The 17,898-nt window shown below is 31.9% G+C and carries 14 protein-coding genes; 7 read left to right on the forward strand and 7 right to left on the reverse strand.

Going from position 1 to position 17,898, the window contains the following annotated elements:
• Nucleotides 1-42: 42 nt before the first annotated feature.
• Entirely contained in the window at nt 43-780 is a 738-nt protein-coding gene (locus tag H526_RS0111980; RefSeq protein ID WP_027393222.1) for a TerB family tellurite resistance protein, read from the reverse strand.
• A gap of 209 nt (nt 781-989) precedes the next feature.
• On the opposite strand from H526_RS0111980, the gene H526_RS0111985 reads away from it, so the two are divergent.
• Nucleotides 990-1,400: a BrxA/BrxB family bacilliredoxin gene (locus tag H526_RS0111985; RefSeq protein ID WP_027393223.1), complete on the forward strand. Its 411-nt coding sequence runs from the start codon at nt 990-992 to the stop codon at nt 1,398-1,400.
• A 28-nt stretch (nt 1,401-1,428) separates the two neighbouring features.
• Here H526_RS0111985 and H526_RS32490 read toward each other — a convergent pair whose 3' ends face one another.
• Nucleotides 1,429-1,560, reverse strand: coding sequence for a hypothetical protein (locus tag H526_RS32490; RefSeq protein ID WP_281171950.1), 132 nt, complete (start codon nt 1,558-1,560; stop codon nt 1,429-1,431).
• A 358-nt stretch (nt 1,561-1,918) separates the two neighbouring features.
• On the opposite strand from H526_RS32490, the gene H526_RS0111990 reads away from it, so the two are divergent.
• Genes H526_RS0111990 through H526_RS0112000 form a run of 3 tightly spaced genes read left to right on the forward strand, consistent with a single transcriptional unit; the run spans nt 1,919 to nt 4,340 of the window.
• Nucleotides 1,919-2,662: a lysophospholipid acyltransferase family protein gene (locus H526_RS0111990; protein ID WP_035085431.1), complete on the forward strand. Its 744-nt coding sequence runs from the start codon at nt 1,919-1,921 to the stop codon at nt 2,660-2,662.
• A gap of 10 nt (nt 2,663-2,672) precedes the next feature.
• Complete coding sequence (locus H526_RS0111995) at nt 2,673-3,674, forward strand: acyl-ACP desaturase (protein WP_027393225.1); 1,002 nt, start codon at nt 2,673-2,675, stop codon at nt 3,672-3,674.
• A gap of 15 nt (nt 3,675-3,689) precedes the next feature.
• On the forward strand, nt 3,690-4,340 hold the full coding sequence (locus tag H526_RS0112000; protein ID WP_027393226.1) for an HD domain-containing protein: 651 nt from the start codon (nt 3,690-3,692) through the stop codon (nt 4,338-4,340).
• A gap of 113 nt (nt 4,341-4,453) precedes the next feature.
• Here the strand turns inward: H526_RS0112000 and H526_RS0112005 are convergent, their stop codons facing one another.
• The 5 genes from H526_RS0112005 to H526_RS0112025 form a co-directional block, all read right to left on the reverse strand.
• Complete coding sequence (locus H526_RS0112005; RefSeq protein ID WP_081415611.1) at nt 4,454-7,726, reverse strand: VPS10 domain-containing protein; 3,273 nt, start codon at nt 7,724-7,726, stop codon at nt 4,454-4,456.
• A 69-nt stretch (nt 7,727-7,795) separates the two neighbouring features.
• Complete coding sequence (locus tag H526_RS0112010; RefSeq protein ID WP_035085435.1) at nt 7,796-9,802, reverse strand: carbohydrate-binding protein; 2,007 nt, start codon at nt 9,800-9,802, stop codon at nt 7,796-7,798.
• 757 nt (nt 9,803-10,559) lie between these two features.
• Complete coding sequence (locus H526_RS0112015) at nt 10,560-10,940, reverse strand: hypothetical protein (protein ID WP_027393229.1); 381 nt, start codon at nt 10,938-10,940, stop codon at nt 10,560-10,562.
• A gap of 237 nt (nt 10,941-11,177) precedes the next feature.
• Nucleotides 11,178-12,935 (reverse strand): helix-turn-helix domain-containing protein, encoded by a 1,758-nt coding sequence (locus H526_RS0112020; RefSeq protein WP_027393230.1) that lies wholly within the window; start codon nt 12,933-12,935, stop codon nt 11,178-11,180.
• A gap of 40 nt (nt 12,936-12,975) precedes the next feature.
• Nucleotides 12,976-14,049 carry a PA0069 family radical SAM protein gene (locus H526_RS0112025; RefSeq protein WP_027393231.1) on the reverse strand — a complete coding sequence of 358 codons (1,074 nt, stop codon included), beginning with the start codon at nt 14,047-14,049 and terminating at the stop codon, nt 12,976-12,978.
• 189 nt (nt 14,050-14,238) lie between these two features.
• Between H526_RS0112025 and H526_RS0112030 the strand changes: the two genes are divergently transcribed.
• From H526_RS0112030 to H526_RS0112040, 3 genes are all read left to right on the forward strand, one after another.
• Nucleotides 14,239-15,363: a site-specific integrase gene (locus H526_RS0112030; RefSeq protein ID WP_035085437.1), complete on the forward strand. Its 1,125-nt coding sequence runs from the start codon at nt 14,239-14,241 to the stop codon at nt 15,361-15,363.
• Nucleotides 15,364-15,476: 113 nt separating this feature from the next.
• On the forward strand, nt 15,477-16,538 hold the full coding sequence (locus H526_RS0112035) for a hypothetical protein (protein ID WP_027393233.1): 1,062 nt from the start codon (nt 15,477-15,479) through the stop codon (nt 16,536-16,538).
• 483 nt (nt 16,539-17,021) lie between these two features.
• Entirely contained in the window at nt 17,022-17,867 is an 846-nt protein-coding gene (locus tag H526_RS0112040; protein ID WP_027393234.1) for a competence protein CoiA family protein, read from the forward strand.
• Nucleotides 17,868-17,898: the final 31 nt, after the last annotated feature.

Genomic DNA, 17,898 nt, shown 5'->3' on the forward strand with positions numbered 1-17,898 from the left:
AATATACAACTATTAGTTTTATTCTGAAAGAGAAACGGATGATTATGTTAGACCACGCTCTTTTTGGATCTGTTCATAAGCCTTTTGTACTTCTTTAAATTTTTCTTCTGCTCCTTTTATATGCACAGGATCCATATGTTGTACTTTATCAGGATGGTATTTTTTAACCATGGTTCGATATGCCTTTTTTATTTCTGCATCAGTAGCGGTTTTTTCAACTTCAAGAATTTTATAGGCGTGATTTCCGGTCTTAAAGAACATGGCTTTAATACTTTCAAAATCACTAAAATTTATTCGCATAAATCCAGCCATTTTCTGAATTTCTATCGCTTCAGCGTTACTTACATTACCATCTGCATTTGCAATTCCGAATAGGAAATGAAGAATTTGTAACCTTGCTGCATAGCGAGTGCGTTGGGTAAGAAACAAACAGATACGTTGGGCAGAAATCTCTCTACTTTTTATAATTTCATTAAAGGTTCTAAACGTGGCATTAGCACGCTCTTTTCCATAAGCACTTACGAAATACTGACGAACATAATCTAGTTCTGTTTGATTTACATGACCATCGGCTTTTATTACAATTGAAGAAAGAGAAAGTAGATTTAATTCAAAATCTCCGGGACTTACTTTTTTTTCTTGAGAGAATACTTGAGTAAATCCTCCACTTCCTTTACTCTTGGTAGTAGTATCTAACAAACTGCCTAGTATAAAACCTAATATGGCTCCTGGAAATCTAAAAAAAATACCTCCTAATAAAGCAGCAATCCATTTAATCATTCATAGTCAATTTTGAGGGTGTAAAGATAATTGAATTATTTACACAATTTAGAGTATACTTAATTAGTAACATATTCATTAAAAATGTTACGAAAAAATGATTTGTTAGATAGTTGTAAAGATGTTTTACGACTACTTGGCAGTCATATTGATATGGTACATTATTTGTATCTTTGTATCAAAGTTTAAATAAAAAATAGTTAAGAAATATGTATCCAGCAGATTTAGTAAAGCCAATGCGTGAAGACCTAACAAATATAGGTTTTGATGAATTACAAACAGCAGCTGATGTAGAAACTGCGATTGCAAAAGAAGGAACAACTTTAGTCGTTGTAAATTCTGTTTGTGGTTGTGCTGCAGCGAATGCAAGACCAGGAGCGAAAGCTTCTTTGGCAAATGATAAAAAACCAGATAATTTAGTAACAGTATTTGCGGGCGTGGATCGCGAAGCTACTGATAAAGCACGTGGATATATGATCCCATTTCCTCCATCATCACCTTCAATGGCGTTATTTAAAAATGGAGAATTAGTTCATATGTTAGAGCGTCATCATATCGAAGGGAGACCTGCTGATATGATTGCAGAAAACCTTAAAGATGCTTATAATGAGCACTGCTAATATATTTAGATAAAAAATAAAAATCCGGTTAGTACCGGATTTTTTTATTTCTTTTTTTGCATGGTTGGCAATCACTACCTTCAATACTTCCTTGTTCATTTCCACTATCATTAGAGTATCCATCGCATTGACATCCAGTTCCTCCAAGCACTTGTTTCAATGCATTTTAGTTAATAATTTAGCTCCTTCTAGTTTTAAGATTTTGTGTAACATACTGTAAATTTTAAAATTATATAATACTCTGAATAATTATAGATCCACAAAGCATATGTCCATATGTTAATGATTATTTCCCCCAAAATGTTGCCTGAAATTTTTAAAAAAGTTTTATTTAAGTGGTGTGTAACATTTCTTTTACCACATATTTTCATTAAAAAAACCTAAAAATTTTCAGTAGTAAATAGAAAGTTCACTGATTGATTTGATTTTAGTTCTTTAAACTGTTGCTAAACAAAAAATAATATCAGACCTTGCACTGCAGTAACACAAGTCAAAATTATTAATTGCTAAGAGAAGTTATGGGGGCATTAAAAAGGATAATTTCATATCCGCTTTCGATAGTTTTCTATTTATTTTTTGGATTAACATTAGTAGTTTTTCATCCCTTACAATGGTTGGGAGTTAAACTGGGCGGAGCAAAAGGACACAGAGGTGTGGTTAATTTAATGAACCTTTGTCTGCTTCGTTGTTTACACGTTTTAGGAGTAAGAATTAGCTTTAAAAATTCTTTTAAATTACCTAAAAATCGTTCCTTGATTATTGTATCAAATCATCAGAGTATGTTTGATGTTCCTTTGATATCTTGGTATTTGCATAAACATCGACCAAAGTTTATCTCTAAAATGGAGTTAGGAAAAGGAATCCCGAGTATTTCTTTTAATTTAAGAAATGGAGGTCATGCTTTAATAGATAGAAAAAATGCGAAACAATCGATACCAGAGATTTCTAGGTTTGGGAAGTATATTGCCAAAAATAATTTTTCAGCTGTAATTTATCCGGAAGGAACTAGAAGTAGAAATGGAAAACCTAAAAGTTTTGCCCATACAGGATTAAAAATATTAATGAAAAATGCTCCTGAAGCTTTAATAGTTCCGGTAACTATTAATAACAGTTGGAAGTTGGTTAGATTTGGTAATTTCCCTATGGGAGTAGGAATACATCTTACTCTAGAAGTCAAAGAACCTATAAATTCAGAAGGAGTTACTAAAGAAGAAATACTAGATATTGCAGAAAAGAGAGTAATCTCTACCATAAAAACGTAAATAAGTAGTCATGGCTATAGATAATATTAGATTAGAAGTAATGCAATTATTGGAAAAGAAAATAGAATCTTTTATCGATAAATTTTTGATTCCGATAGATAAAGTATGGCAGCCAACAGATTTTTTACCTGATTCACAAAATGAAGATACATTTTTTGATGAGGTAAAGGAGTTAAGAGAGTTGGCAAAAGAACTTCCATATGACTTTTGGGTCGTTTTAGTTGGAGATACGATTACAGAAGAAGCACTTCCTACCTATGAATCCTGGTTAATGGATGTAGAAGGGGTAAATCAACACGAAGGAGAAGGAGGAAATGGCTGGTCTAGATGGGTACGATATTGGACTAGTGAAGAAAATCGACATGGAGATACTTTAAATAAGTATTTGTATTTGTCAGGAAGAGTAAATATGATAGAAGTTGAACGTACAACGCAACATTTAATTAATGATGGGTTTGATATCGGAACCGATAGAGACCCTTATAAAAACTTCGTTTATACTAGCTTTCAGGAGTTGGCAACTAATATTTCGCATACTAGAGTGGCAAAGTTGGCAAAAGGGTATTCAAACAAATCTCTAGCTAAAATGTGTAAAATTATTGCTGGTGACGAGATGCGTCATTTTAATGCATATAGTGAATTTGTAAAAAACATATTCGAAGTAGACCCAAGTCAAATGATGGTAGCTTTTAGTGATATGATGAAGCATAAAATTGTAATGCCAGCGGTTTTTTTAAGAGAATCCGGAAATACAATCGGAAGTGCTTTTGAAGAGTTTTCTAATGCCGCTCAACGAATAGGAGTATATACTTCTCAGGATTATATTGATATTATGCAACGTTTGATCGATAAATGGGAAATTGACAAACTTGTTGATCTTACTGATGAGGCAGAAAAAGCACGTGATTTTGTAATGAGATTACCTGCTAGAATGCAACGTATTAGTGAGAGATTGGTAATTCCAGAAGAAGTTTTTGAATTTAAATGGGTGCAACCTGCTTTAGTGAAATAAATTATTATGGCGTATATGACCAAAGAGCAGATTATATATGAAACTGTTGATTTTGTAAAAAATACGCTGAAAGATGCTGAAGGAGGACATGATTGGTTTCATATCGAACGGGTTTTTAAAACATCAAAAACCATCGCCGAAAGTGAAGAGGTGGATGTTTTTATAGTTTCTCTTGGAGCATTACTTCATGATATTGCAGATTCCAAATTTCATAATGGAGATGAAACGATTGGTCCAAAAGTCGCAAGGAACTTTTTAGAAAGTCTTCAACTAGAAAAAGATATTGTTAATCACGTAGTACTTATTATTGAAAATATCTCCTTTAAAGGAGGTAATACTGAGCAGAAATTTACATCCCCAGAATTGAATGTTATACAAGATGCAGATCGCTTAGATGCTATTGGGGCTATTGGAATCGCTCGTTGTTTTAATTATGGGGGATTTAAAAATAGAACGCTATACGATCCGGAAATAGCGCCTAATTTAAATATGACCAAAGAAGAATATAAAAACTCTACTGCTCCAACGATAAATCATTTCTACGAGAAATTGTTATTGCTTAAAGATAGAATGAACACGAAAACTGGTAGAGAAATGGCAAAAAAAAGACATCGTTTTATGGAGGTCTTTTTAGAGCAGTTCTATAGAGAGTGGGAAGGGCAGTAAAAAGTGTATTTTTTGCGTATAAACTTGCTATAAAAAAAGTACAGAGTCGAAAGCAAAATTGCGTTTACCCTGTACTTTAAAAAAGCATAAATATGACGATTGCTTATAGCTTACTATTGTTTGAGAATCTTTATATTTTTCTGTACTCCATCTTTTTGCATCTTTAAGATGTAGAAGCCTTTTGCTAATTTCTGTGTATCAATTGTTGCCTGTTTTCCATTGATAGAAACTTTAGTTTTCTGAACAGCACCATTTGATCCGATAAGCTGAATGGAACGAGCTGTTTTTTTAGAGCTAATTCCATCTATGGTTATCTTATCTGTAAAGGGTATAGGGAATACTTTGATTCCATCAAAATCGGTAAGATCTACCAATGGTGGAGTAATATCAGTATTTTGAATTGCAGGCATTATATCGGTTTGTTTTGATGTGTTATACCTAACCGTGAATTCTGCAACAGATGCCCATCGTTTATCATCGACTTCAGAAAGTGCTCTGAAATAAAGATAGCGACAATTAAAGGTGTCAAACTCTACTGTTTGTTTTAAAGTAGATTTCTGAAAAGTTCCTACAGATAACTGAATCCAAGCGTTACCATCCCAACCAAAAAGTATATAGTCTTTTACCATTCCAGTGGTACCTGTTTGTCTTCCTTGATAAGAAAATCCAACTAAGTCCCTCGATACACCAAGGTCAATGGCAATAAAATGAGGATGCGATGTATTATCATCGTACCAATTAGAGTGCCAATAGGTGTTTGGGTCACCATCTGCTGCTTTTTCTTTGGCATGATCAGCATTTGTCGTTTCCTCACTATTAGTATCGTAGACCATACAACCTTCACAATTGTCAATAATATCAGGAGGATTAACAATAGTTCCTACTTCTACCTGTATCAAATTTGAATAATTAGAATAACTATCTACATCATAAGCTCTAACTCTATATGAATAAATTCCATCTGCTACGTTTTTATTAATATAGTTGGTTACACCAGTCCCTACATAATCTATCCTTTCGAACGAGTTACCACTACTTCTTTCAATAGTAAAACCATTTTCATTATTAGAATTATCTGTCCAGGTTAAGGTTATATCATTTTGATTAATTTGAGATCTTAACTCACTTGGTGGATTGATTTCATCTGTGTCGGTACCTTCATCAAAAAGATCAGCTTCCCATATTCCACGCCCGTAGGTAGCAACACGAATTTTTCGAGTAGGATAGTGTATTTCTAAATCTGAGGTTTGTACCCTTGGTAATTTTGTAGAGAAAGGTATCCAAGAATCAAGAGTGTCATTAGTATAATATACTCCAGATTGCATTCCTACATATAATCCATTGACAGCAGTGTCATCAAAAACTAAGCATTGAGCAGAAATATTAGGTAGGTTTCCTCTTATGTTTGTCCAAGTATTTCCTGAGTTTGTAGAAATATATACTCTGGATCCTGTAGCGGCTATAGCTACTCTTTCAGGATTGTTAGGATCTACCGAGATAAAGTTTACATCTCCTCTAAAATCACTTACTTCAGTCCAAGAAGGATTATTACTTTGCCCATTTTTGGTTCTCCATACTCTTCCTTCTTCAGCTATATAAATGTAGTTATTGTCAGAGTTTGCAATTGCGATTTCATCTAGTTTACCACTAATATTGATATTTGCTGTAATGTTTCTCCAACTGCCATTACTACCTCCATTATTACTCCGGTATAAGTCGTTATAACCAACATATATCTTTTTATTATCAATTGGATCCATCATAAAGGGAGTTACCCATTCTCCACTAAAGTTTCCTGGTTTACTTATGTTTCCAATGCTATTTCCACCATCAGTACTTTTATAAAGAGATCCGAATTGAACAGTTCCGTAAACAGTATTTTTGTTTTTATGATCTATGAAGCATTCCATTCCATCAGCTCCTAACCATTCTTTAAATTGACGATTAGAACCGCTCATAATATTAGTTCCATTATCCTGAGCACCTCCTACGATCATATTAGCATCCGTTTTAGAACCTCCAATGCGATAATATTGTCTTACTGCTAATCCACCTTGGGTAAGATCGGTTGTATTATTTCCTCTATCTCGACTTCTAAAAATACCACCGTCAGAGCCTATATATATGGAACCTTTTACATACTGCATTACTTCTATATCAGCATGTACATAGGAACGATCACCAGGAGAACTCCAAGTTGCTAAGGTGGTAAAACTCGAACCACCGTCCAAAGATCTGGAATAATTCATTCCTCCTACATGAACTTCATTTGCATTAGTGTCTGATACGGTGATAGCCATATCACGAGAAGCCTGAGTGAAATAAATCTGATCAGTGGAAATATTATTATAGCTTGCACGAATACTAAAACTGGTTCCTTCGTTTAAAGATCTATATAGATATCCAAAACCGCTTCCTCTTTTCTGTACAAGATATACAGCGTTTGGATTTGCTGGCGTCACAGCCATCTTCATACGTTCACTACTAGCAATACCGCTGGTAACTCGGTTAAAAGAGCTTCCACTGTTAGTAGATCGATAAAAACTTGTTCCGCAGGCATACACTATATTTGTGTTTCCAGGTTTAAATGCAACATCTTCAGAACGAGTATTTAGAACATTACTAAAATTGGCACCACCATTGGTGGACCTATAAAGTGCTTTTGTAGTACCGATAAATATAATATCACTATTGGGGTGAATAAGGATAGTCCTTGGTGTACCACTTACCCTGTAAATTTGTGACCAGGAATTCCCACCATTAGTAGATATCATAATTTGACCTGCAGAATTTCCTAAATAAACAATATTGCTGTTATTTGGATCGATAGCGATTGACCATATAGACATATTTGCCATTTGATCTCCTAAGGGTTTCCAGTTTTGACCAGCATCAGTGGACTTCCAGATCCCTCCTCCCGGAGATCCTGCATATATTGTATTTTGTTGATTTGGTTCTACAGCTATTGCTGTAATTCTCCCTAATCCAGGAGACCAGCTTCTGGTACGTGTCCAGTTAAAAGGTCCAAGTTCGGTCCAACCACTATTTTGTTGAGCATTTTTATTTAATGATTCTGTGTTCTTTAGAAATTTTTCAGTTTCATCTACTACTTTGCGGTCACTTATTATATATCCATTAGTGTCAGCATTTCTCTTAGCCCAATATAGATTTCGCATAAATAGCTTATAACCACTTCCTTTTCCTTTATCTCTATTTTCAAAATGACGTTTTCCTATGCGCTCTAATTTTTTTATTTTCACGTTTTCTTCTTCCATAACTTGGAAAAATTCTTGTGCTTTTAATGGTATATAACATATGTTCATAAATAGCAGTAAGAGAAATACCTGCCTTTTTTGTAGTGCATATCTGGTTTTATAAAGTATCATAATATTTTTTTTGGTTAAAAGAATAGTTTGATAATGGATACTGAAAAATCTTCAGTATCCATTATGTTTTTATTGCACGAAGAATTTTTTGGTGCTGATATTATCCGCATTAATTATCTGAATAAAATAAACTCCAGTTACTAATTCATCTATCACAATACTTTGTTTAAAAGATAAATAGCTTGGTTTTTCTTTGGGTTTGATTGTTTTTATAACACGACCATTAATATCTCTTATCAAAATGTGCTCAACCTTATTCGTTGAGTTATTAGCTTCAATATTTAAAACATCACTTGCTGGATTAGGATATATACTAAAACTTGGAGGGAGTGCAGAATCATCAACCTCACCAGGAAAAAGAGAACGAGAAGCATTACTACAGGATGCTAATTGCTCCCAGCCATTAGCAGTCCATTCGAAAAGGTTACCTTGATATATGATTTTATCTCCGACAGCATAAGAAGTATTTTCATTCCAATCATCTACTCCAAAACAAGGATCATTATTTTCACAAGATCCAAGGCTATCCCAATCTTGGTTGTTATTACGTCTAAATAAGTTTCCTTGATATATCACTAGATCTCCAGGTGAGTAAGTAGTATTTTCATTCCAATCATCTACTCCAAAACAAGGATCTATGCTGCATACTCCTAAAGTGTTCCAATCATTGTTTGTGGTTCTTTCAAAAAGATTTCCCTGATATGTAACCTTATCTCCGGCAACATATGTCACATTTTCTGACCATTCATCTATACCTGCGCAACTAACTTCATCACCATTTCCGCCTCCGCCATCTGTGTTACAAGTGTCTACGCAATTAGCTCGATTGATTGTTCTGCGAATTGCATCAGCAGGTTGATTTCCAAACCCTTTACTTAGGTTTATTCCTGCACTAGTTAAATGACAATAACTCATGGTGGTTCCGCCGTTTGATGGAATTCCAGGTCTGCCACAGCTACCTTCTGTATTGTAGCAACCATCGATCGCGGTATTATTTCCGTTCCAAACGCAAGAATGCGTATGATTAGATCCAAAATTATGACCTAGTTCGTGTGCAATGACATTTACTGTCCAGGAATAAACAGGAACATTACTATAATTTCTATTAATACCGGATAAACCATATCGATACGATCCACATAATCCATTTAACCAGGCTACACCACCAGAATAGTTATAGGTAACAAAGTGACCAAGATCACCATTAAATCCATTTTGGTTTCTATAACTGCGATAGTTATCTAAATTATTAAATGGAGCCGAGGATGTCCAGGCTCTTATACCCGATATTTTTATTTTTATTCCTTCGTTGTTATATAATATTGCAACCTGATTAAAAATAGATTGGATATAGTTAGAAGCAGCTTGTGAACCTCCTTTATCTCTAACAATATCATTTCCGATATCAAAAAATATCTCAGGACATTTAGTTTGATTAGCCGCGGGAGCATTTTTTTGATAATCTTTTTTTTTCGGAGTTTCTATCGAACGTAAATTTTCTGTTTGGCAAACAAAATCATTTAGATGATTGATATCTTTATCTTCGTATAGAATATGATCGTCACTAGTATCCAATTTAGCAAGTACTAAATTGCCCTGTCCATCACTAAGACTAATAATTCCAGATATTTCGCCATCTTTAATAGTAATTGCGGCAATAGAGTTTGGACTGTTTTTAACAATACCACGATAATGTGTAATGTTTTTTAATGGTTCGATCACTTTTCCCGAAGGCATTTCTACAATCGAAAAATCATCAGAAACGATAGTCACTCTAACTAATTCAAGAAGCATAGATGATTTTTCACTAGGTAATTGAAGGTTTAAAGCTTCAGGAGCAGCGCCAATTTTTTTCATAGCAGACTGCCGTAATGAAAGAATTGAATAGTTTTTAAATTCTTTTGGAATGATCACATTTGATTTACTAGATTTTAGATTAAAAAGAGAAATTTCTTCAAAATGTTTTCCAGATAATTTAGCAGAAGTTATCTGATGTTTAGGTTTGATATTCTGGGATTGGGCAAAAAAAGGTAATGTCATCAATAAGGTGATGAGCAAAGTAAAAATACGTTTCATAAGTTTAGGTTTTAAGGTATTATTAGTTTTGAATTGATTTTAGTTTTTCATAAAAGGATGCTTAAAAGGGTTATATATTTTATATAGTAAATAGGACCGATTACTATAAATCGATCAAAACGTTTGTAAAATGAAGGATCTGATAAAGAACATTTTTCAGATCATACCTTCAAGTTAATTTTCGGATGTATTCAGAAATAGTTTTATTCTATTTAAGTATTAATTAGAATTTGAAACTAGGAATTAAGTACTAACTTAAATTGAGATTAGCACATAAATTTTGGCAGGGATAGGCGAGGTTTTGCATTGTAAGAGTTTTGAGGTTAGTGTAATGTTAATAATTGTTAAATTGGTTGACCAAATTTACGTTTTTATTATGATAATTAAGCAAAATAGTATTAAATAATTGTTAGCCTATTTATGAATGATTCGAGGGAAGTATTAGGTATTTGTGAGAAGAAATAGGATTTAAAAAGAAGTAATTAGGATAGTAATAATCCTCTAGACAATAAAGTTTTTGGGGTAAATAGATAAATTGTTAATCACAATAATCTTTTACAAAAATTTAAAACTTGGATAAAGTATATAGGTGGACATTGATGAATTGTCCACCTTCTTTGTATTCCAAATGCTCGTTTTTTGATAGAATTTGATTGTCCGTTTTTTGATTATGCGAAAATGCTGATTACAAATTCAACTATAAAAAGAAAATAGTTCAAAATAAAGTCGATTAATAATTTTGTAAGTGCTATCATGATTAGTGATTTATGTTTCCGTTACTTATTGTTACTAGTTTTGATGAATTTCGATTGACAAATTCTAGTGTAAACCTGTCGATTTCTTGATATCCATCAACTTTTTTAATTAATAATTCATTGATTCTATTTGCCTCTGTGGTTAAGTCAGAATATTTACAATTTTTTAGTTCGTACTCTGCAGTTTCTGTAGAAATTCCTTTTTCCGAACTTGCTAAGCCTTTTACATATAAAAATTGTTTTACCTGATCACAGTCGCAATGAGATTGTAATACCTTTAGAATAGCGTTTGATTTATCCTCTACTTTATTTCCGACATACATAGCATAAACTAAAATCCCGGCTAAAATTCCTATAGAAAATAAAACAAGTTGCTTTTTCATCAGATTTTGATACAACCACTATTTAATTGATTGCTTGATCAAAGTACCTTTAAAAAAACCGTAATAACAAGAGGAGTAAACCCAATTTAAAGAAAAACGGGTATGGTTTATTATTATAAATAATTTAATATCAATTATTTATAATAAAACAAGAAGTTTGGTTTCCAAAAATTACTGAGAGCCCTATTTTTATAAATTTAGGGTAATTTGTTCATTTTTTTTGTAAAAGTTAATGGATCAATTTTTAGAATTTAATTGTTTCACATAGAAAGATGGGAGTAGTCCTGTGTGAATTTTAAAGTACTTAGAAAAAGAATCGGCACTTTTATAGCCAACATCTTTAGCAATCGATTTAATAGAATAAGATCTAAATTTAGAATCGTTTTTAAGTCGAACTATTGTATAGTTTATTCTTAGATCATTGATATAGGTGTTGAAATTCTTATTAAAGTGTGCATTAATTACTTTAGATAGGTAAGAAGTATTTGTATTGATCTTCTTGGCTACATTATATAGATTGCAATCTGTTTTAAGATAATATTCTTGGGATTCTATTTTTTTTAATCCAATAAGTATTTGTTCATATAAATCATCACTTATATCTAATTCACTGGATCGGGATTCTAATTTTTTATCTTTAGTGTCGATAATGGGGTCGTTAATTGCAAGGTCATTAACAGTTATTTCCGAAGTATTTGCTTTTTCTTTTCTTTCAATTTCAGCGAGTAATGTTTCAAACTTTTCTTTGTTCTTTCTCTTTGTTTTCTGAAAAAAGAAGGTTACCAAGATAAGTCCAAAAACTACAATAACTAATCCAATCTGAGAATAGGTGAGTTTGCTTTTTTGTTTCTTTTTTTGATTTTCTAGATCGTTTATTTCATTTTGAAAATCATTCATGGTTATGTCTTGAACCTTTCTAGATGCTAATGATCTCTTATTATTGAGTTTACTTAAACTTAAAATATGTTTTTCATAATACGAATTAGATTTTTTTAAGTCACCATCCATTTTATAGGCTTGACCAAGTAATTTATAACATTTGCTTATTTCGTCAGAGTTACTATATTTCTTGGTAAGAATTTCTTCAGATTCGAGTAATACTTCAATGCTTCCTTTGTATTCTTTTAAATCTAGTTTACATTCTGCGAGTAAATTGAGAATTTTTCCTAGAAAGATAATATCATTTGCCTTATAGCACAGCTCTTTTGCCTGGTTTAAAAATGTAAGCGCATTGGTATAATCCTTTTTGTTTTTATAGATAATACCTCGATGCATTAACAGGTCAATATGTATATTATCAACTTTTACTTTTTCAGTATACGATAATCCTTTATTGTTAGCATATAATGCAGAATCTAGTTTATTTAATTTTATATAAGCTTCAGAAATTCGAGCATTAAATAACATGATCCCTATATTAACTCCTTCCTGACTTCTTTTATATGGGTTTATTAAAAGTTCTTCTTCACTATCTTTTAGTTCTTTAAGAGCAGTCTTGTAATCACCTGTTCTTAGTTTTATAAATGCAAGGTTAGTTTTAATTACAGACATATAAGAAGGATTGTTAATCTCTTCTGCTTTAGATAATGCCTTTGAATACGCAGAACTTGACTTATCGTATTCTTCAATGTCAAAGTAGTGATTTCCTTTAAGATTCATTATCTGTACCTGTTTCTGGTACATTTCGTTTTTGGATGCAATAGAAGAAGCGTTGTCGAGATACTCAATAGCTAAATTATTATTTCCAGAATTAAGATTGGCAATACTTAAATGTTCCAGAGCATTTATCATTCCTTTTGGATCATCGTTTTCAAAGGCTATTTTATATAAAATATTACTTAAGGAAATGATTTCATCTATTTTACTTTCCTCAAGTGCTTCTAACTGAAGACGTATATCTTCTTCATTCTTTGTAACAATAATATTCTCAACCTGAGAAATTAAAGTATTACAAAACAAAAGAATAGATAAGATGAATAAACGATGCAATCTCATATAAGCTTAGGGTGAAGGACCAAAAATAACCAAAATAGTGTCAAAATAGCTTTAATTGCCCATCTTTATGAGAATCATGCAAGTCACAATTCAAAAGAATATTGTTTTTTTTGGTAAAGTATTTTTTCCTAGCAATGGTAAACATTTGATGGATCTGATCAGCTATTTTACCACTTCCTTTCATTCTTCTACCAAATTCGCTGTCGTTAAGGTTACCATCATGACATTCCATAATTTGGTGTAATATTTTATCTTTTTTATCAGGTAATGTATGCTCTAGCCATTTAGTAAAAATTTGACCAATGGAACCATTTAGACGGACAATTGTATAACCAATACTTTTTGCCCCTCTATTAGATACTTCTTTAGAAAGAGCCAGAATTTCGTGGCTGTTTATGGATGGGATAATAGGGGCCATCATAACATTAGTTGGAATACCCAATTGATTTAATTTCTCTAAAGCTTCTAATCGTTTTTTTATACTTGCTGTTCTTGGTTCCAGTATTTTTCTAGTAGATTCTTCTAAGGAAGTGATAGAAAGAAAAATCGATACAAGATTATCTTCTGCTAGTTTAGAAAGGATATCTATATCTCTTAAAATTAAAGCGTTTTTTGTTATAATACCTACAGGATGCTTATACTTTAAAAATATCTTAAGCAGTTGTCTTGTTATTTTAAGTTTTTTTTCTGCTGGTTGATAGCAATCAGTGTTTCCTGAAAGAGCAATAGGATATGCTTTCCAATGTTTGCTTTTAAGTTTTTTTTCTAATAATTCTGGGGCATTTTTTTTTACTAAAATTTTACTTTCAAAATCTAGACCTGCTCCATATCCCCAATACTCATGTGAGTTTCTGGCATAACAATATACGCAACCATGTTCACAACCCTGATATGGATTGAGGGAATATAGCATGCCAACATCCGGACTACTTACTTTATTGATAATAGTCTTAGGAAAAGTTTCAATGAATGTTGTCTTGTTATTTTGAATCGGTTCACCTTCTTTTTGCAGATAGTTGAGAAAGTCATCTCTTAGTTCATAATGATTGGCAGAAAAACGATTATGAATTTTTTCTTGAGCACCTCTTCCTGTTATAATTCTTTTTGGTTTCAAAAGCTTTGATTTTTACGGTTTAAAAGTGTAACAACATTAAAATATCAAACTTTATCAGAGAATAAGCCTTGTTTAACAATGTATTGTAATTATTGTTCTAATTTAATTATGCTAAATTTTGTGCTTTTTTGATTATGTTTGTCCCGTAATTGTGCCTTTATTTTGAAAGGGCACAAAAAGTTGATTACAATGAATGTTACTTTAAGAAGGAAAAAACTAAAGGATGGTCGTGAAAGTTTGTATTTAGATTATTATGTACCAAAAGCGAAACAAACACGAAAAAAAGAGTCTTTAAAGTTGTATTTGCTCAAGAATCCAAAAACACGATTGGATAAAGAACATAATAAAAAAATATTGATTTTGGCAGAAAGTATTCGATCTAAGCGACTACTTGCATTACAGCACGAACAATATGAATTTTCCCATTTAATCGAAGATACTAAAAAAACTTCAGATGAATGTTTTGTCGCCTATTTTAGATCTCAAACCGATAAAGTTAAAAATTCTACAGTTTATGGTGTTTGGCAAAGTACATTACGACAGATCGAATCCTATTGTGATGGTAAGAGACCTTTAATTTCAGATGTAGATACTAGGTGGATTGAAGGTTTTATCGATTATCTAAAAAATGAAGCGGTTTCGACTTATGGAAAGAAAATGTCACAGAATACAGTACACGCATATTATTATAAATTAAAAGCGTGTCTAAGACAAGCTATAAAGGATAAGATAATTATAACAGATCCTACTTTGGATATTAAGGCAATAACCAGAAAAGAATCTGAAAGGGAATTTCTAACATTAGAAGAATTAAAGGCGGTTACAAAAGTAAGATGTAAGGTTCCCGTTTTGAAAACAGCTTTTCTTTTTAGTGCTTTGACTGGTTTACGTTGGTCTGATATTGTTAAATTAACTTGGCAGGAAGTACAATATTCTAAAGAACAAGGATGGTACATAAGGTTTAGACAAAAGAAAACAAAAGGAGTTGAAACACTTCCTATATCTGTACAAGCTAGAGAGCTTTTAGGGGATTCCGGAAATCCTGAAGAACTAGTATTGTCTGGTTTGAAATATACGTGGTGGACTGGCACAAAACTGCAGCAATGGATGGATAGAAGTGGCATTACTAAAAAGATCACTTTTCATTGTGCCAGACATACATTTGCTACTTTACAATTAACTTTAGGAACAGATATATATACCTTATCAAAAATGTTAGGGCATAGGGATCTTAAAACAACTCAAGTATATGCTAAAATAATAGATAAAAAGAAAGTAGAAGCTGCTAATATCATTCCGAATCTAAATTTTTAATAATGATTTGTGATAAAATTAACACTTAATTATAGAACATTTTAGGATTTATTGACACTTATATAAAGATGTTAATAAGTCACTGATGCGATACGCCTATTTATTTAATCCAAATGCTAGAACCTTCTTTTTCTTATTATCATATTAATACGGTAGATATCTGGGATTTTGAATATGATAATTTTTTTAATCCACTTATAGAATTTAAGAATTTTTCTGCTATCAGAGTTATGGAAGAACTCTGTAAAAAAATTCAAAGTATTGCTATCCTAGAAACAAGACCTTTTATAACTTTTGATGATTACATAAATGGTGATCAAGATTCAAGAAACTATTATAAAAGTAAATCTGATAGATTTATAAATTCAGGGAGTTTTAGTAATTATATAAGGTTGAACTACTTTTTTAGTGATAATAATGGGTATCAGTATAGAGTCAATAAAGAAATTCTTAGCAATAATACTGACTTTGCCTATTGGTTTTCTTTAAAGCTTCGACAATATGAACTAGGTCTGCATCATATAGATGGTTTTTTAGAGCATCACTTAAAGCATTCTTTTGAAGATTACCTTGTTTATTTTATTGATTTTTTAATGAAAAGAGTATTTAGACAATATGAGAATATCTTTTTTTCTTCAAGAGTTCGAGTAACAGTTTTAGAGTATCTGGAAAGTTTTACGAAAAATGTAGAAACTACTATAGAAAAGAAAGAGAATGTTTATCTGATAAAGTCTAATGGGAAAAGTAATAAGAGACCTCGAACTAGAGAAAACTATAATTCTTATTACCTTACAATTCTACAGAAAGAAGCTACTTATTTAGAAAAGAATTCCAATGGGCTATATGATGCATTTCAGAAACTAGTTTCACATCAATTTATTAAAGCAGACATAGATTTAGATTTTGATAATTTTAAAAAAATATTCTCTGGTAGAGGGGTGACGAAATCAAAGCGGTTTATTTGGTCAGGAGGAGCTATATACCTTAAACTATTTGTACACTACATGTTGAAAACCCAAAAAATTGAAGCTATGGGTAATGAAAACTGGACTACAACTATCAAGTGTTTTTTAAATAAAAATGGAGAAGAATTTAAGACCTCTCAACTTCAGTATGCCAATGGTGGTACTGATAAAAAAATAGAAATCTTATATGGTATAGTAGACTTATTATGATTTTCGGTAATAATCAAATATAGTCAAAGAGAATAGCGATATTTTTAGAATAAATTTAAGGGTGGTTTTAGTGAAACTTCTATTTTGAAAAGTGCATAGGGCTGCATCAAAATAGATAGTTGAACTAATCCCGCCCCATGACGGGACCCCATAAATTCTACCTCTAAGCCTATTAAGTTCAATAAATCGGTTTATTTTATAAGTTTATGAATTAACACTTAAATGAACTAGTATGTTATTTGGATATGCTCCTTTATTACTCTCTCTCAGAATTTGATTTGTAAAAGAAGGATTACAAAAAAAATCAGGGAAAAAATAGTCTATTAATTTTATTTTGTTAATTTAGAAGCAACAAAAAATTATGAATCACCCCATGCCTGAAGATTTCTTCGGGTATGTTTTTTTTTATTAGAGACTAATTGAAAATATGTGGAATATAAAGGGCATATATCCTATATATTATTGTTGGCAACAAGCTCAAAAATGAACTACGAAGAAGATTTTGAAATATCGACATCTAAAACGACAGCAAAAAGAGTTGCTGACAATAAGCTAGTTCACGCTTCAGAAGTTACCAAAAGAGACGGTCCGTTTTACTGTGATGAAACTTTTGAAGAACTCATCGTCAGAAAGTGCATTGAAAAAATTGACCATTTTGCATATAAAGCTAGAATGAGTCCAATTACAAAAAGACAAAGTGAATTACACACAGAATGCCAAAATGAATTATTAGAATTGCTTCAAAAAACTTTTCCAAATGGAAAATGGGAAGCTGAAAGACAAAACTTCACAGAAAATAAAGAAAAAGGTTATAAAAAAGTTATTCCTGACTTAAGTGGGAAAATAAATAACAAAGGAGTAATAATAGAAATCCAAAAGAGTACCTTATCTGTCAAAAAAATATTGCATAGAACTGAACAATATTCTAAACGTGGAGGCTACATTTTGTGGATTGTTCCACTAACGGAACAATTAGGAAGTGAAAACTTTAGACCACGATTATTTGAGCGTTTTTTACATACAATGTATTATGGTCGAATATATTATTGGTACAAAGGAAATGGAACAAAATTAATTCCGGTACATTTGGGAACGGCTGAAAGATGGATTGAGGAAACAACTTGGTTTGACGAAAATGGAGAAGAACAAACTGCTGGTGGTTACGACAAACCATTTTTGAGAGTTAAAAAACCAGAATTAGGAAAAGTTGTTGATTTAACAACGGACTTTAAATTTGACGACCGAAAATCATTTGAACTGGAAAATGATAAACTGTCAGCACCGAAAAGCAAAATATTTATGGATAAAAACAAAGTATGGTGGCAATAAAAAGCCAGTCGCCAACATTGTATCATCGCAA

The sequence above is a fragment of the Aquimarina latercula DSM 2041 genome (genome assembly GCF_000430645.1).
GTDB classification, from domain to species: domain Bacteria; phylum Bacteroidota; class Bacteroidia; order Flavobacteriales; family Flavobacteriaceae; genus Aquimarina; species Aquimarina latercula.

What these genes read in the sequence shown, in the direction of transcription:
- H526_RS0111980 (WP_027393222.1), bottom strand. Translation starts at nt 780, where the DNA reads ATGATTAAATGGATTGCTGCTTTATTAGGAGGTATTTTTTTTAGATTT.
- H526_RS0112010 (WP_035085435.1), bottom strand. Translation starts at nt 9,802, where the DNA reads ATGAAACGTATTTTTACTTTGCTCATCACCTTATTGATGACATTACCT.
- H526_RS0112005 (WP_081415611.1), bottom strand. Translation starts at nt 7,726, where the DNA reads ATGATACTTTATAAAACCAGATATGCACTACAAAAAAGGCAGGTATTT.
- H526_RS0112015 (WP_027393229.1), bottom strand. Translation starts at nt 10,940, where the DNA reads ATGAAAAAGCAACTTGTTTTATTTTCTATAGGAATTTTAGCCGGGATT.
- H526_RS0111990 (WP_035085431.1), top strand. Translation starts at nt 1,919, where the DNA reads ATGGGGGCATTAAAAAGGATAATTTCATATCCGCTTTCGATAGTTTTC.
- H526_RS0112035 (WP_027393233.1), top strand. Translation starts at nt 15,477, where the DNA reads ATGCTAGAACCTTCTTTTTCTTATTATCATATTAATACGGTAGATATC.
- H526_RS0111995 (WP_027393225.1), top strand. Translation starts at nt 2,673, where the DNA reads ATGGCTATAGATAATATTAGATTAGAAGTAATGCAATTATTGGAAAAG.
- H526_RS0112040 (WP_027393234.1), top strand. Translation starts at nt 17,022, where the DNA reads ATGAACTACGAAGAAGATTTTGAAATATCGACATCTAAAACGACAGCA.
- H526_RS0112000 (WP_027393226.1), top strand. Translation starts at nt 3,690, where the DNA reads ATGACCAAAGAGCAGATTATATATGAAACTGTTGATTTTGTAAAAAAT.
- H526_RS0112020 (WP_027393230.1), bottom strand. Translation starts at nt 12,935, where the DNA reads ATGAGATTGCATCGTTTATTCATCTTATCTATTCTTTTGTTTTGTAAT.
- H526_RS0111985 (WP_027393223.1), top strand. Translation starts at nt 990, where the DNA reads ATGTATCCAGCAGATTTAGTAAAGCCAATGCGTGAAGACCTAACAAAT.
- H526_RS0112030 (WP_035085437.1), top strand. Translation starts at nt 14,239, where the DNA reads ATGAATGTTACTTTAAGAAGGAAAAAACTAAAGGATGGTCGTGAAAGT.